Genomic DNA, 14,965 nt, shown 5'->3' on the forward strand with positions numbered 1-14,965 from the left:
TCCTTATTTCATCTCAAAGCCGTCGTTAGGGCTTTGTTGTGCCGGTTTTTCGGTTGTTGTCGCCGCAGGTGCGTTTTCAGCAGGAGGCGATACGCTTTCCAGCTTGCCGTTCAGGAAAAACTCGGTTCTGCTAGGCGGGCTGAAACTATCCGTAGGCAAGGCATAATCCGGCGGCAGCGGTTTAACCAGGCGTGGCGTCACCACGAACAGCAACTCGGTTTTTTCGGTCTGGAACGAACTGCTTCTGAACAAGGCGCCTAATATCGGGATTTCCCCAAGAATCGGGAAGCGTTTGATGTTCTCGGTGACATTGTTTTTGATCAGGCCTGCAATTGCAAAACTTTGCCCGTCATTCAACTGCACCGTAGTGGAAACACGCCTGGTGATCAGCGTAGGGTAATTGGAAATCGTAGTGTTCGCTGTATCGGCTGCCTTAGCCAGCTCGGTCACTTCAGGTGCGACACGCAGGTTGATCAGGCCTTTTTCCAGAACCGTAGGCGTAAACCTCAGGCCTACACCAAAATCCTTTTCTTCCAGGGTGATTGCGTTATTGGTGCCGCCCTGCGGAACCGGGATATAAAATTTACCCCCCGCCAGAAAGCTGCCTTCCTGACCGCTGATGGCAATGATATTGGGTTCAGCCAGTATCTTGAACACTGAGTCGGTTTTGTCGGCATCGATGGTGACGGTCGTCCCGCCGTTTCTGAACACCAGCTTGCCCGCCCCTGTAAGCGAAAAACCGCTCAGGATATCGTAAGCAACCCCGCCATTCGCGCGTCCGGCTCTGAAGTTAACACCTAGCTGGTCCAGCAGGTTTTTTGAGATCTCGGCCATTTTCACTTCCAGCATCACCTGCTGCGGTGCGCCCACCTGCATCATGTTGATCACCTTGTTATCCTTGCCCCCGTAGGCCTCGGCCAATGTCATCGCTTTATCGACTTTCACGGCATCGCTTGCCGTGCCGCTCAGCACCAGTGATTTTCCGGCGGTACCGACAAAGATGCCTTTTTCATCCGGCAGCATCTGTTTCAGCTTGCCCTGCAATGCCATTGCATCCATCGCTACGGTACTGCCCATCACGCTGATATCCATGATGGTGACCTGGCCTGACTTATCCCAGATCATGAGTGAAGTGGTCCCTATGCTTTTGGCATGCAGCACGATCTCCCTGGGGCTGGTAACCTCCACCTGCACGATCTTGTCATCTTCGACCTTGACCCGTTTCAGGTTGACTCCGGCCGGCATCCTGATCAGGTGCGATTGCCCCGGAGAAAACTCCATTCTGGGAGCAAGCTCAGTAGAGGTTGGGATGATCCTGCCTGCCGATTCTGCCGCGTATACCGGGCCGCCAATGAGTACGGCGAACCCCAGGACAGCGACCATGGCTTTGATGCTATGCCGCGCTAAATGGCACGATAAATCGTGCGTCATAAGACTTTTTACATTGCTGTGCTCATTCATTTTAAACTCTCCCTAGCAATATCCTAAATTCACTTAAAGAGTGATACTTCCCGAATTGCCATCACATTAAATTTACATTTTCTGCTGCATACACCTAAAACTTCTCAACCGATTTCACATTGCCCCTGATCACTTCAACCTGTTCATAGGTTTCAGGTTTCTTGGCAACCGCTTTACGGCGAACCACTTTCTTGACTTCCGGTTTGGCCGCTGTCGCTTCAGGTTTGGCATCGGCAGCGACAGGCAAGGCAGCTGGCTGTGTATCACCATTCAACAAATCTTTTTTGGTAGAGCCTCCGGTGGCGGCCAGGCTGCTGTCGATCTGGTTGCGCAGCACCAGAGACAGGCTGCCGACACTGCGCGCGAGGTCAAGTTTTTCGGCCTGTTCAGGCGTGACCTCCAGTGTCACGGCATTCACGACCTTGGGCTTGGTTTCGTCGCGGTTCTGCTCCTGCGCAACCGCCAGCACCAGAATATGCTCAAGCACGATCTTGGAGATGCTGTTATTGCCGTTTGCGGCCTTGGCAGTTTCATCTACGGTATTCACCACGATATCTACATAGTTGCCTGGCAAGGCAAAACCGGCAACACCAACCACATCGTTCACGCGCACGGTCATCGCACGGTTACCTTCTTTAATCACGGCAGAAAGGCCGCCAGTCGCGCCCAGTGGCGCCAGCTTGGATTCCAGAACCGGCTCGCCGCGGGATAAACTGGTTTTCAGCACCCGCGTATCCAGCGCTTTAACATCAGTAAAAGCGCCCGCCGGCACGCTGCCCATTGGCCAGTCGGCCACTTTCAGCATCTGCGGCGCAAGCGGCGTTCCCAGATCGACATCGGTGGCGGCCACTACCACCTTGCTGGACTGTACAGAAGCCTGTTTATTGACCCAGCGCGATGCAAGCACGACTGCACCCAACCCTATGATTATCGAAATAATCACCATCAGAAAAGCTCTCGGATTTTTCATTTGGAAACCCCTTTTTCTCTATTTTGTTTTTTCGTTTTCATTGCTTGCCGTTCTATTTCCCGATTAATCCTGCGTCATTAACGTCATCTTAATCATGCGTAAAGTAGTTGTTCCAGGCCCAATCCAGCAGCTCCTTAGTCATCTCGGCCTGCCTGCCTTCGTAACGCGATATATCGCGCAGCTGCTCCATGATGTCGCGCGGAATGCAGGCCGACAGCGGCTTGCCGGATTTATAGTGGTGCTCATGCAGCAGGTAATTAAAGCCGTCTTCGCTATAAGGTATGCCCAGCTCCTGGCATACCTGCTGCGTGATGCGGCGATATTCCTCTTCGCTGAGCGCACCGACATAAATCTTGTAGCCAAGCCGGCGCAGGAATGCCTCATCCGCTAATTTGCTGGGGGCGATATTGGTAGAGAACACGACGATCACATCAAACGGGATCATGAATTTCTTACCCGTATGCAAAGCCAGGTAATCGACACGGCGGTCCAGCGGAACGATCCAGCGATTCATGATGTCGACTGCCGGTGCCAGCTGCCGGCCAAGGTCATCAATAATCAGCAAACCGTTGTTGGCCCTTACCTGCGGCGGCGCCTGATAGAACCTGGCACCCTCATCAAAATCAAGATCCAGCATGGAGAGCGTTAACTCACCGCCGGTTTTAATCACCGGCCGGTGGCATAGTATCCAGCGCGCATCCGATGCAAGCCGTCGATCAAGCACAAAACCGCTTTCGTCCGTAGACCCCTTAGGCAGCAAAGGGATATGCACCAGCGGGTCATAAATCTGGATAATCTCGTTGTCCACAACAATCGCATGTGGAATCGCCACATCGCCGTTAAGCAAGCCTGCCAGATGTTCGGCAATATAGGTTTTTCCGCTGCCGGACGGGCCATATACAAAGATCGCGCGGCCTGAATTCATTGCAGCGCCCAACTGCCTCAATATCCCATCCTTGACGACCAGGCTGCCGAACACCTGCGCCAGGTGTTCTTTCGTGACTTCCATATCCGCAATCGACTGCTCTCGCACCTGCTTGATATAGGCATCCAGGCTAACGGGCGCCGGGCCTACATACTGGCTTTTACGCAGGTAATCTTCGCCGCGTTCACGGCCCAGCTCGGATAAGTTATAGGAAATGGCCGTTTCGGTCTCGCCGTTACGCATGACCTCGCACATGTATTCAGTACGTAAAAAAGACAGCACCGGTTCCAGCACTGCCATTGAAAGTTTGGTAGATTTAATGAGATCCTGCAGGCGCATCTGGCCACGCAGGAATAAGGTCTTTGTAACGAGTTCGACAAGAAATTGGAAACCAAGCCCCGTTTCCTCTATGCTATGGGGAGCCGCAGGCAACTGCACATGGCGCCGCTCTACGCCGGGCCTGGCGTTACGCTCTGAAAACAGGCTGTTTATTTTCGCTTCGCTCATCATGGTTTTTTCAATCTTGGTTGTTTTTTTATACCTTGATCTCACTGGATAGCAACCGGGTTACCGCTCACAATCCCGCTAATCGCCAGCCATCCTTTTTAAATGATGAATCATTGCCGCTCAAATTCGTTTTTAAGTCACGTTTACTTACATACGCTGCCAAACCAGGTAACCCAAAGTACCTGTCGTAATCGCTACCGCATACGGTAACTGCCCTACCGATAACGGCATGTCGTTCATGAGCGGCGGCCGTCCTGTACTCATCCTCAACAGGCCGCCCAACAGCATTCCCCGGATATTCAGCAGCAGATTCAGGAACTGCCTGGACCATAATGCCGCAACCAGGGCCATCACACCGCCAGCAATCAGGGTTGCGATCAAGGCGCCGATCAAATCCCCAGCCCCCAGAAATGCGCCCACCATACCCATCAGCTTCACATCGCCGGCACCCATCGCACGCAGCAGGTAAATCGGCAGCAGCACGGCCAGCCCAAGTGCCAGCCCTTTCAGCGCGGCCAGCCAGCCTAGCCCGCCCGGCAATAATCCATTCAGCGCCAACCCCAGCACGACACCGGCCAGAACCAGCCTGTTCGGGATGCGATGACTGCGCATATCTTCCCGCGTGGCCAGCAACAGCAGCACGCTCAATATCATTAACGCCAGCAATCCTGTTAATTCCGCGGTCATTTCATACGCTCAAACAGTCTTTAAAACTTACCTACGCTTAGCTGCAAGTAATAATAGCTGTGGTGCCCAGCGCCTCAGCTACACTCTTGAATCTTCCGCATACGCGGTCACCCAACACATCTACTGAAGCAATGATCACCAGCGCAATCAGCGAAGCGAGCATCACATACTCAATGGAAGTCACGCCTTCTTCATCCCGCCACCAGCTTTTAACCATTTCACACAAGCGATTCATCGTCATCCCTTTTGTTTTTCCGGCAGCCAGGCCTCGCTACGATAGCGGGCGCAACAGAAGCAGCGATCAATTCATGCAGCGCTGCGCTGCTTATTCTTTGAATCTGTTTTTTTGATGGCGATACAGCCAAAATTTCCATACCGCCATCAAAACAGTGCAATTAAGGCCTCAGGAAATTGCATTCGCAACCTTGTTGAAGGTTAAATTAACATCCTGGCCGACCAGTGAAACTGCACCGATAATCACCACCGCGATCAAGGATGCAATCAATGCATATTCAATAGCGGTAACGCCTTCTTCATCACGGATAAAACGCTGGATACCTGCATATAGTTTTTTCATCATTAATCTCCTCTTATTAAAAAAACACTAATTGCTACGAAACTGCATTACATTAAGCCATTATTTACCTGTGCTACTTGCCTTGGCGCCGTAATTGGCTTATGGCTATATCTCAACACAGCTACAATCTACCGCAGTCATGATTTAACTCATATACGTGCTAACCCCTATTATGAAAGCGGTATCCTTTCGAACCTGCAGAACGATGGAGAAAGCTGTGCATTCACGTCGCTTGAATGGATTAAAACCAGCCTATGAATACGTACAGGGAATGATTGCCACTGGGTAGTTAGCGGTGCAAGCGCGGCGCAGCATCGGGTGCTGCGCAGGCCATGGGTGATAAAAACTTATCTAGGATTTTTCTGCTGGATCCGGTACGCAATTGCGTCCAGTTTTGCGTCGATCTCGGGATAGTAACTATCCGGCAGTATCAAGGCCGTGCCGGTTTCGGAACCAAGACGGAGTTTGCGTAACTCTTTGTCCATGACATCCAGCTCAGGCATGGTTTCGGGTGCCGCAAGCTGCCTGAGCAGTTCGATCCGGATCAGCTGCCTGTTGCGCTGCATCAGTATGTAAGTACTTGCTTGCTTCAGGGTTTGCAGCGCTTTGGCAGCATGCCCTTCTTCCAGCTGCAAACGTGACAGCGTAATGATTGCATCAACGTGATAAGGGTTGGCCTGCAGGCTCTGGTTCAGCACCTGATGCGCCTTTGCATAGGCAAAACCGTCATCGAAAGCCGCATGGTGCCCGATCAGGACCCTGGCCTCGCGCACGCCTAGTTCCGCGTCGTTTGCGTTAAGCGCACGCACTGCATCGAACCGCTGCAATGTCTGCTCAAGCAATCTGCGGTAAAAATCCGTGCCCACCCTGCGTATCAATGCGTCATCGGCAAGCGCCCGTTCCGCAGTCTGCAATATGGTTTCCTGTGCAACCCTTTCCTGCGGCTGGATCATGGCGATGATCCCGGCGAGTTGATAAGCATTGAATTGCTGGGAAACCAGGTTCTCCGGCGATACATTATGCTGCCTGTTGATTGACCAGCCAACGATATGCGCGCCATACGGCAGCAGGATCAGCACCACGATGAAACCGGCGCATAAATACTTGAGCGAAGGGCTGAGCATTTTGATGTGACTAACATGCAGCACTGCGGCTTTCTCCGTTAATTGCGCTGCACGCGCCAGGTAAAGGCCGGCGAGGATATTCATGAAGGCCAGGTAAAAAATGAAATTGACAAACGCATGCACGAATAGCGCCATCACACCCAAGAGTAAGGCGGCGCTTTCAAAGCCTGCCGTGGCCGCTGCCAGGCGCAGGCTGCGCTTGAGCTGCACCCACACGCCATACAGCAGGCATAGCTGCAGCAATAAGGCAGGCAGGCCGCCTTCAATAGCCAGCTGCAGGTAATCATTATGGGCAAAGAAACCGGCCGTGCTATTTTCCAGCGGCACCCGGTATGCCGGATAATAATGGACAAAGGTACCCCAGCCACTGCCGATGACAGGATGCGCCAGCAGCATTTTCAGGCCTGACTGCCATAACAGCAGCCGTGCAGCGGCTGACGGGTCATGATCCAGGCGGAAGGTACGGTCTGCAATGCTCACGTTCAACAGCACGGTGCTGCACAGGTACGCTGCGATCGTCAGCAGCACAAGGAACAGGATGCGCTTTCTGGCCATGTCATTACGATAAGCCGCCCACAGGAAAACCGGCAGCAGCAATAGCCAGGCAGCGATGCCGCCGCGCGAAGTGGTCGCAAACAGCGCGGTGCTGATGATCAGCAGGCCGGCAGCTGTCACCAGGCACTTGAACCGATAGCGGCGACTTTCAGCAGTGAGCAGCACAAATGCCGCAGGGAACCAGAGCAGGTTCATGAATGCCGCAAACACATTGCGGTCCTGGAACGGACCCTGGGCATAGCCATATCCGGTATGGTGCACCACCTGCCAGATGGCCCATAGCGCAAACCCAACACCCAGCAGGAACAGCAATGTCCGAAAATACCGCCACGTTTCGGCAAAAGCCGCTGTATTGGTGGCAAACAGGTACATGACAGGCAACCCGGCCAGCATCGGCAGCGTCATCAGTGCCGTTTCGGGTACTGCGCTGGCCCAGCCTGCAACGAACAGCCACAGCAGATAAACCAGCATCAACCTGGAAAGCCGATAGGCCTGACAGGCCTGCCGCGTGAACACAAGCTGACAGCCGGCGGCGCCGGCAACCAGCAGGAACATGGCCGTCACTGCGCTGCCGGCATACCAGAAACCCGATAGAGTGAGCTCTGCCAGAAATAACAGGTATATGAACTGGCGAACATTCATGGTGCTGAATACCATAGCATTGAATACCATAGCATTGAATACCATGGCATTGAATATCCGGGCAGTGAGATCACATGATCAAAATAAACATGCATAAAGCCTCATGCGGCAACCATTGTTTTACAGCATGCTACCACCGTTGCAGCGCTAGCTGAAATCATTCTTCCGGTCTGGCTTTTAAGGCATTAGTCATAGACAAAAAAAAACTTCTCTCTTAGACTTGATGACAGCGATTGCAACCTTATGGTAATTCTGAAGGAATATCAGTTGATCAGCCAATATTCAGACCTGAGTTTCCAGACACTGTTTAACACCGTGTCTAACGCGATGCTGCTGGTTAACGATGCCGGGCAGGTTGTTCAGGCCAACCCCTCGGCACAACTGCTGCTTGGCTACCCGCTGGAAACCATTATCGGCCTTGAAGTCGAATCACTGATACCGCAACGCTACCGCGAACACCACCGTCATTACCGGCAGGCATTTAACGACAACCGGGAAGAACGCCCTATGGGTACCGGCAATACCCTGACCGTATTGACCCGGGATGGCAGGGAACTGAACGTACACATAGGCCTGAGCCCGCTGCATGGCGAGATAAAAACTTACACCCTGGTCACCCTGCGTATTGTAGACAGGCGGCGTCAGGCCGAAGAGGACTTGAGAATCAGTGAGGAACGGCTGCGCTTCGCAAGGGAAGCCGCCAACCTGGGCGTTTTTGACCTGGATGCCAACTTTAACATCCTGTACTGGGATGACCGCATGCATGAACTGTGGGGGCTGGATCCAGGCAGCCCGCTCAATAAGAAGCAGCTCCTTTCAGCGATACACCCGGAAGATATCGCGCTCAGGCAAGCCGCGCTCAAACATGCATCAGACCCCGATGGCAACGGAAGATACCATGCAGAATACCGCGTCACTAATTTCAGGGATGGCAGCGAACACTGGGTGGCCGCCGTTGGCAGGATGCATTTTCACGATGGGTGCCCGATCCGCCTGGTAGGGGTGGCACGTGACATCACCGAGCAAAGGTCTCTTGAAAAAAAACTGCAGGAACAGCGTGATGAAGCCGAGCAGGTTTTTACACAACAGGTAGCCGCACAAACCGCCTCAGCCATTGCGCACGAACTCAATCAACCGCTAGCCGCAATTTCCGCCTACAGTGAAGTTGCCCTGCATGCACTGGAAAACAATTCCATTGATACCGAAAAATTGCAGCGCGCGCTTGAAGGCTGCGTGAAACAGGCGCAGCGTGCAGGCAACAGCCTGCACGAGTTGCTGGCTTTCCTGCAAAAAGGTGATCTGGTCAAAGACCAGCTGAATATCAATGATGCAGTGAGAGAGGCGCTCAATATCGCAAAAAGCAGCGGCTTTGGAAATTTCCGCAGTACGCTGAACCTGGAAAAAAATATCCGGCCGGTACTGGGCAGCCGGACGCATGTCATCAAGATACTGGTCAATCTGCTGAGGAACGCGGTAGAAGCGATGCAAAGCGCCGGCGTATCCACCGCGGCCATCATCATCAAGGTGCGAACCAATACGGAAACCAATATGGCGCATGTTTCCGTCCAGGACTATGGCCCCGGGGTGGCACCTGATGTTGCAAACCGCATGTTTGAGCCTTTTTTCACCACCAAAACCACCGGTATCGGCCTGGGCCTTGTGATCAGCCGCGCCCTGGCAGAAGCCAACGGCGGCCAGCTATGGGTTGAACCAAGCACCAAACCCGGCACTACGTTTCATTTCACGCTGCCTTTTGCACCGCCGGCCTTCGACGCTTCAATGTAATTTTTCAGGTTCAAGGCCAGGTTCGGGAGCCTGAGCCAAAATCCAGACTCGTTCAAACCCTGTCCCTGCCCCGTACTTTAATCCGCTGTTGATATTTCATATAGTGCGCAACAGGCGCTTAATTGATATTATTGATGCTGATCAACAAAGGCCTGTTCCAATGAACACATATCAGCAGATTCAACCGGATGATTTAATCGCCATGCTTTCATCCGGCCCGGTATTACTAGTCGATGTACGCAATGATGACGAAGTCGCGCGCGGCATCATCGAAGGTGCGATTCATATCCCCTTAGCCTTGCTTCCGCTCCAGTGTGATGCGCTGAACAAAACGGAACCCATCGTATTCTACTGTCATAGCGGCGTGCGCTCGGCGCATGCGGCGGCCTTTGCCATCAGCAAAGGTTATAAAGACGTATACAACCTGTCGGGCGGGGTTTTAAGCTGGGCAAGGGCAGGCTTCCCTTTTGTGCCGAACAGCAGCATGCCTAAGGCTTAACGGGCTGGATATGCAAGGCCGTGAAACTCGGCCGGCTTATTAAACAAAACGGTAAATTACAGGAAAAAGAAATAATGCAGTTTAATAAAGAAGTAGATGCCAGCGGCCTGAATTGCCCGCTGCCGATTTTGCGCTGTAAAAAAGGCTTAAGCGACATGGCGCCGGAACAGGTGCTTAAAATAATCGCGACCGACCCTGGTTCAGTAAAGGATTTCAAGGCATTCTGCGTACAGACCGGGCATGAACTTCTGCAGCTTGAAGAACATGATCAATCATTCACTTTTTATATCAAAAAACGGGTGGCTTGATTCACGCGCCAAAAACCTGCTCCCGGCAGATTCCGCAAACCTGGGCAAAAAACCCTGACTTAAAAAAACCTTACTTAAAAAAAAAGAGGTGCCCAAAGCACCTCTTTTTTCTGGCCGTTATTCAGGCGGTTCTATTTAAGTTTCGATAGCTGCACCTGGAGTTTTTCCAGGCTTGCCCCAAACTCGGCCACACGGCCTTTTTCCTGCTCCACCACCGCCGCTGGCGCGCGCGCTACAAAACTCTCATTGCCCAGTTTTGCATTGGCCTTGCTGATTTCGTTTTCCAAACGCGCAATCTCTTTGCCCAAACGCTCTTTTTCAGCCGCCACGTCAATTTCAACTTTGAGCATCAGTTTAAAGTCATCCACCAGCATCACCGGCGCATCGGCTTCAGGCAAGTCAGCCACAATCGCGACATCTTCCAGCTTGGCCAGCGCTTTGAGATAAGGCGCGTATTTAGCCAGTTTTTCAGCATCACCCGCCGCAATCAGCGGCACGCGTGCGGCCGGTGAAATACCCATTTCGCCGCGCAGGCTGCGGCATGCATCCACCGCCTGCTTGAGCAAGGCCACCCAGGCTTCATCCGCCTCATCAATCTTGTTCGGCTGCGCTTTGGGATAAGCTTCCAGCATAATGCTAGGCCCACTGCGGCCGCTCATCGGGCCTATGGTCTGCCAGATTTCTTCGGTAATGAATGGCATGATCGGGTGTGCCAGACGTAAAATGGTTTCCAGCACACGCAGCAAAGTGCGGCGCGTCGCGCGCTTTTCACCGTCGCTGCCATTCTGGATCTGCACTTTAGCCAGCTCCAGATACCAGTCGCAGTATTCATCCCACACAAATTCATAAATGGATTTGGCTGCCAGGTCAAAACGGTAATCCGCAAACGCACGTTCCACATCGGCTTCAGTGCGCTGCAGAATGCTCACTATCCAGCGGTCTGCCTGACTGAAACTTAAATACCCTTCCGGTTTGGTTTTGCAGTCTTCCAGCCCGTTGTCCTGGCCTTCTGTGTTCATCAGCACAAAGCGCGTGGCGTTCCACAGCTTGTTGCAGAAATTACGGTAACCGTCACAGCGCTGCAAATCAAACTTGATGTCACGCCCAGGTGACGCCAGTGCGGCAAAGGTAAAGCGCAAAGCATCGGTGCCATAAGCGGCGATACCTTCCGGAAACTCCTTGCGCGTGCGTTTCTCGATCTGCTCAGCCTGTTTCGGATTCATCAAACCGGTGGTGCGTTTTTTGATTAAATCATTAAGGCCGATGCCGTCGATCAAATCAATCGGATCCAGCACATTACCCTTGGATTTACTCATCTTCTGGCCTTCGGCATCGCGGATCAGCCCATGCACGTACACATGCTTGAACGGGATTTTGCCGGTGATGTGCGTGGTCATCATCACCATACGCGCCACCCAGAAGAAAATGATGTCAAAACCGGTCACCAGCACGCTGGATGGCAGATACTGCTGCAAAGCCACATTGGCTGCGTCCTTTTCTGCATCGCCAGTCCAGTCCAGTGTTGAGAACGGCCACAGGGCAGATGAATACCAGGTATCCAGCACATCGTTGTCGCGTGTCAGGTTGCCGGTATAACCGTCTTTAGCCGCCAGCGCTTTGGCTTCTGTCTCATCTTTGGCTACATATACCTTACCATCGTCTGAATACCAGGCCGGAATCTGGTGCCCCCACCATAACTGGCGTGAAATACACCAGTCCTGAATATTATTCAGCCATTGGTTGTAAGTGTTGACCCAGTTCTCCGGGTAAAACTTGATTTCGCCTGAAGCCACCACATCCAGCGCTTTTTGCGTGATGGATTTACCATCAGCAGCCGGTTTGCTCATCGCCACGAACCACTGGTCGGTAAGCATAGGCTCAATCACCACGCCGGTGCGGTCGCCGCGCGGCACTTTGAGTTTATGTTTATCCACCTTGACCAGATAGCCCTGCGCTTCAAGGTCAGCCACCACTTGCTTGCGTGCCGCAAAACGCTCCAGCCCCTGGTACTGCTTGGGCGCCGCTTCATTCACAAAACCTTGCAGGTTCAAAATACCTATCATCGGCAGCTTGTGGCGCTGGCCCACGGCATAGTCGTTAAAATCGTGCGCCGGGGTGACTTTCACCACACCGGTACCAAACTCTTTATCTACATAATCATCGGCAATAATCGGGATTTCACGGTCGCACAAAGGCAGCTTCACGTTCTGGCCGATGAGATGTTTGTAACGCTCGTCTTCCGGGTGCACCATTACCGCCACGTCGCCGAGCATGGTTTCAGGACGGGTCGTCGCTACGGTTAAATTACCTGCGCCATTCGCCAAAGGATAATTGATGTGCCACATCGAGCCATCTTCTTCTTCCTGCACCACTTCCAGGTCTGAAACGGCCGTGCCCAGCTTCACATCCCAGTTCACCAGGCGCTTGCCGCGGTAGATCAGGCCTTCGTTATACAGGCGCACAAAAGTCTCGGTTACGGTTTTGTTGAGGCCTTCATCCATGGTGAAGCGCTCGCGTGACCAGTCCGGTGACGTGCCTAAACGGCGCATCTGCTTAGTGATGGTACCGCCTGAATATTCTTTCCACTCCCAGACTTTTTCCAGGAACTTCTCGCGACCCAGGTCATGGCGCGACACGCCTTGCGCATCCAGCTGGCGCTCGACTACGATCTGCGTGGCGATGCCGGCATGGTCGGTACCCGGCTGCCATAAGGTATTGTCGCCGCGCATGCGGTGATAACGCGTCAAGGCATCCATCAGGGTCTGGTTGAAACCATGGCCCATGTGCAGGGTGCCGGTCACGTTAGGCGGCGGCAGCAGGATACAGAAGTTGTCTTGCTTGGATTGGTCTAAACCAGCGGCATAGTAGCCTTGGCCTTCCCAGAACTCGTACCATTTGCTTTCTATGGTTTTGGGATCGAAGGATTTAGCTAACTCTTTAATTTCGGACATTTTTTGAGAGGGATATTCAGTTGTAATTGGCCGTTATTTTAACACAGGCCACAGGCAGTTCGTCATTGCGCTGTTTGAGCAGCACATTTACGGTGGGATGAAAACTTGCGGCGCGCTGGTGCCACTGCCTGCTCAAGTGCCCAGCAATAATGGCGCGGCTTTATCCCAATAACGGGAAAAACGCTGCAGGCGCTTATCGCTCATTTCCGCATCCACCAATTTATCCACCGGCTGCCATTTGGTCAAGAACGGTGTCAGCGCCTGTTTAACCCTGGCATTGGGCGTGGCCTGCGTAATCAGTTCCCCCACGTTTCTTTGCAGCAGCACGTCATAGGTATCGCCGACCCATACTTCCACATGCATCATCTCGCTCAGGCAGTCCATCACAAACTGCAGCCGATTAAGCGGCCAGTCGCCATGCAGCTGCGGATCGAATACAAAAATCTTGGGGAACGGCTGGTTCAGCACGCTATTGTTTGGCGACAGCATTTCATCATGCACATAAACCGCTACCGCTTTATGCATGGAAGCCGCATTCATCGGCAATGGTTTCAATGGATACCGCTTTGCATCAGCGCTTGCGGGCTGGGTGAATAGCCGTGCCTGCAATGTTTCATAGCTGGCATCAAACGGGCAAACGGCCGTACAGTCGGCACAATAGTTCTCGCCGGTATAGCGTGCCAGATTCTCTTTGTTAAAGTAATAAGGTTTGGAACTGAATGTAGACGCGACCCATTGCCACGATAAATGATTGCTGGCGATGTCACCATCCAGCAAATGTGCTTCGAACCAGTCGGCGGCTTCACGCCAGTCGATTTTAAGATGATGGACGATATAACTGGCCAACCACATGCGCGCATGATTGTGGACATAACCGGTGCCCAGCAAATCACCGATAAAAGCATCCATGCACGGCAAACCGGTTTCACCCTGCCTGACGGCGTCTGTTAACCGGGCGTACCCAAGCGCAACTTTAGGCGGCTCCATCTCGCTGTAAATTGCATTACCGCGTGTAAACCATACCTGACGCCAGTAATCGCGCCAGGCAAGCTGCATCAGGAGGTTTTCCGCAGTCAGCCCGAATTTTCCTTTGATTGCCGCAAAGGTCTCGTTCAAAGTCAGGCAACCGTACCTGAGGTAAGGGGATAGATGCGTGACCGAGCCATTCAGGAAATTACGGTTGCGCCCATAGGCAACCGCATCAACGTTATTCAGCTTAGCCAGCGCATTTGAACGCCCGCCCGCCCATTCGCCTTTAAGATCGTCACCCCTGGCATCCGGGAATATACGCTTGACGTAATGCAGACGCTCCATGCGATCGCTGGGGATAGTGAGCTTCAGTGCAGGCTTCATGAGTTTTTCTCCTACGTGCTTAATCGCTAGTTTACTATTTTTTATCACCTGAACGGGTAGTGTTTGTTATTCATTTTCTAATATGCGTACCAAAATATAACATGCAATAATGCCTTGTTATGTATAGAATCAACATCGAAATCTTCTGAAAAGGAACGGCATGATAGAAGCAATGTGGGCCTGGGCAGTATTGGGCATAGTACTGCTGGCAGTCGAAATTATGATCACCGGCACTATATATACATTATGGTTCAGCATCTCTGCGCTATGCGTTGCGATCATGCTGTGGCTGTTCCCCGGCACGTCTTACGCTGTCCAGTTCACGGTTTTTGCGGCATTATCCTTAGGGTCACTGGCCATCTGGCGCCGTCATTACAAGAAAACCGACACCAGCTACCGTGTTGGCCAGGCACAGGGTGAAGAAATAGGCCGCGTCGGCACTGTCATTATCGCAACCAGCCCTACTCATAATGGAACGATACGTTTTGCACAAGGCTTGATGGGTAGCCGCGAATGGATTGCACTATCAGACGAGCCAATTGAAGTAGGCGTCGATGCGACAGTAGTGGCAGTTGAAGGTAATACGCTAAGAATTGCAAAAATAATTAATAATTGAATTAA

Annotated in this window: 13 protein-coding genes; 4 read left to right on the plus strand and 9 right to left on the minus strand. The window is 52.5% G+C overall.

Annotated elements, in window-relative coordinates; translation table 11 throughout:
- Window positions 1-3: 3 nt before the first annotated feature.
- The 7 genes from GQ51_RS07875 to GQ51_RS07900 all read right to left on the minus strand — a co-directional run bounded on the left by GQ51_RS07875 (window position 4) and on the right by GQ51_RS07900 (window position 7,493).
- Window positions 4-1,383 carry a type II and III secretion system protein family protein gene (locus GQ51_RS07875; protein ID WP_235276190.1) on the minus strand — a complete coding sequence of 460 codons (1,380 nt, stop codon included), beginning with the start codon at window positions 1,381-1,383 and terminating at the stop codon, window positions 4-6.
- 172 nt (window positions 1,384-1,555) lie between these two features.
- A complete protein-coding gene (cpaB, locus tag GQ51_RS07880; protein ID WP_047551898.1) occupies window positions 1,556-2,431 on the minus strand; it encodes a Flp pilus assembly protein CpaB in 876 nt (291 codons plus the stop codon).
- An 88-nt stretch (window positions 2,432-2,519) separates the two neighbouring features.
- Window positions 2,520-3,863 carry an ATP-binding protein gene (locus GQ51_RS07885; RefSeq protein ID WP_200884411.1) on the minus strand — a complete coding sequence of 448 codons (1,344 nt, stop codon included), beginning with the start codon at window positions 3,861-3,863 and terminating at the stop codon, window positions 2,520-2,522.
- A 147-nt stretch (window positions 3,864-4,010) separates the two neighbouring features.
- The gene (locus GQ51_RS07890) at window positions 4,011-4,550 is read right to left on the minus strand and encodes an A24 family peptidase (protein ID WP_047551902.1); all 540 of its coding nucleotides are present in this window, start codon (window positions 4,548-4,550) and stop codon (window positions 4,011-4,013) included.
- Window positions 4,551-4,587: 37 nt separating this feature from the next.
- A complete protein-coding gene (locus tag GQ51_RS07895; protein ID WP_047551905.1) occupies window positions 4,588-4,785 on the minus strand; it encodes a Flp family type IVb pilin in 198 nt (65 codons plus the stop codon).
- A gap of 168 nt (window positions 4,786-4,953) precedes the next feature.
- On the minus strand, window positions 4,954-5,127 hold the full coding sequence (locus tag GQ51_RS12300; protein WP_081987172.1) for a Flp family type IVb pilin: 174 nt from the start codon (window positions 5,125-5,127) through the stop codon (window positions 4,954-4,956).
- A 347-nt stretch (window positions 5,128-5,474) separates the two neighbouring features.
- Window positions 5,475-7,493 (minus strand): O-antigen ligase family protein, encoded by a 2,019-nt coding sequence (locus GQ51_RS07900; RefSeq protein ID WP_047551906.1) that lies wholly within the window; start codon window positions 7,491-7,493, stop codon window positions 5,475-5,477.
- Window positions 7,494-7,691: 198 nt separating this feature from the next.
- Here GQ51_RS07900 and GQ51_RS07905 point away from each other — a divergent pair, with 198 nt between their 5' ends.
- The 3 genes from GQ51_RS07905 to GQ51_RS07915 all read left to right on the plus strand — a co-directional run bounded on the left by GQ51_RS07905 (window position 7,692) and on the right by GQ51_RS07915 (window position 10,040).
- Window positions 7,692-9,233 (plus strand): PAS domain-containing sensor histidine kinase, encoded by a 1,542-nt coding sequence (locus GQ51_RS07905; protein WP_052177767.1) that lies wholly within the window; start codon window positions 7,692-7,694, stop codon window positions 9,231-9,233.
- Window positions 9,234-9,393: 160 nt separating this feature from the next.
- The gene (locus GQ51_RS07910) at window positions 9,394-9,732 is read left to right on the plus strand and encodes a rhodanese-like domain-containing protein (protein WP_047551908.1); all 339 of its coding nucleotides are present in this window, start codon (window positions 9,394-9,396) and stop codon (window positions 9,730-9,732) included.
- Between the two features lie 74 nt (window positions 9,733-9,806).
- Window positions 9,807-10,040 carry a sulfurtransferase TusA family protein gene (locus GQ51_RS07915; RefSeq protein WP_047554046.1) on the plus strand — a complete coding sequence of 78 codons (234 nt, stop codon included), beginning with the start codon at window positions 9,807-9,809 and terminating at the stop codon, window positions 10,038-10,040.
- A gap of 131 nt (window positions 10,041-10,171) precedes the next feature.
- Here GQ51_RS07915 and GQ51_RS07920 read toward each other — a convergent pair whose 3' ends face one another.
- Together GQ51_RS07920 and GQ51_RS07925 are read right to left on the minus strand one after the other, a co-directional pair.
- Window positions 10,172-12,991 (minus strand): valine--tRNA ligase, encoded by a 2,820-nt coding sequence (locus GQ51_RS07920; RefSeq protein WP_047551910.1) that lies wholly within the window; start codon window positions 12,989-12,991, stop codon window positions 10,172-10,174.
- A gap of 132 nt (window positions 12,992-13,123) precedes the next feature.
- Window positions 13,124-14,344, minus strand: a complete 1,221-nt coding sequence (locus GQ51_RS07925) for an FAD-binding domain-containing protein (RefSeq protein ID WP_047551912.1) — start codon at window positions 14,342-14,344, stop codon at window positions 13,124-13,126.
- A gap of 160 nt (window positions 14,345-14,504) precedes the next feature.
- Here GQ51_RS07925 and GQ51_RS07930 point away from each other — a divergent pair, with 160 nt between their 5' ends.
- Window positions 14,505-14,960 (plus strand): NfeD family protein, encoded by a 456-nt coding sequence (locus GQ51_RS07930; RefSeq protein WP_047551915.1) that lies wholly within the window; start codon window positions 14,505-14,507, stop codon window positions 14,958-14,960.
- The last annotated feature ends 5 nt before the right edge of the window (window positions 14,961-14,965 follow it).

The sequence above is a fragment of the Methylotenera sp. G11 genome (assembly GCF_000799735.1).
In the GTDB taxonomy this organism is placed as follows: domain Bacteria; phylum Pseudomonadota; class Gammaproteobacteria; order Burkholderiales; family Methylophilaceae; genus Methylotenera.

What these genes read in the sequence shown, in the direction of transcription:
- GQ51_RS07905 (WP_052177767.1), top strand. Translation starts at nt 7,692, where the DNA reads ATGGTAATTCTGAAGGAATATCAGTTGATCAGCCAATATTCAGACCTG.
- GQ51_RS07875 (WP_235276190.1), bottom strand. Translation starts at nt 1,383, where the DNA reads ATGGTCGCTGTCCTGGGGTTCGCCGTACTCATTGGCGGCCCGGTATAC.
- GQ51_RS07920 (WP_047551910.1), bottom strand. Translation starts at nt 12,991, where the DNA reads ATGTCCGAAATTAAAGAGTTAGCTAAATCCTTCGATCCCAAAACCATA.
- GQ51_RS07930 (WP_047551915.1), top strand. Translation starts at nt 14,505, where the DNA reads ATGATAGAAGCAATGTGGGCCTGGGCAGTATTGGGCATAGTACTGCTG.
- GQ51_RS07890 (WP_047551902.1), bottom strand. Translation starts at nt 4,550, where the DNA reads ATGACCGCGGAATTAACAGGATTGCTGGCGTTAATGATATTGAGCGTG.
- GQ51_RS07895 (WP_047551905.1), bottom strand. Translation starts at nt 4,785, where the DNA reads ATGAATCGCTTGTGTGAAATGGTTAAAAGCTGGTGGCGGGATGAAGAA.
- GQ51_RS07900 (WP_047551906.1), bottom strand. Translation starts at nt 7,493, where the DNA reads ATGGTATTCAATGCTATGGTATTCAATGCTATGGTATTCAGCACCATG.
- GQ51_RS07910 (WP_047551908.1), top strand. Translation starts at nt 9,394, where the DNA reads ATGAACACATATCAGCAGATTCAACCGGATGATTTAATCGCCATGCTT.
- cpaB (WP_047551898.1), bottom strand. Translation starts at nt 2,431, where the DNA reads ATGAAAAATCCGAGAGCTTTTCTGATGGTGATTATTTCGATAATCATA.
- GQ51_RS12300 (WP_081987172.1), bottom strand. Translation starts at nt 5,127, where the DNA reads ATGAAAAAACTATATGCAGGTATCCAGCGTTTTATCCGTGATGAAGAA.
- GQ51_RS07925 (WP_047551912.1), bottom strand. Translation starts at nt 14,344, where the DNA reads ATGAAGCCTGCACTGAAGCTCACTATCCCCAGCGATCGCATGGAGCGT.
- GQ51_RS07915 (WP_047554046.1), top strand. Translation starts at nt 9,807, where the DNA reads ATGCAGTTTAATAAAGAAGTAGATGCCAGCGGCCTGAATTGCCCGCTG.
- GQ51_RS07885 (WP_200884411.1), bottom strand. Translation starts at nt 3,863, where the DNA reads ATGAGCGAAGCGAAAATAAACAGCCTGTTTTCAGAGCGTAACGCCAGG.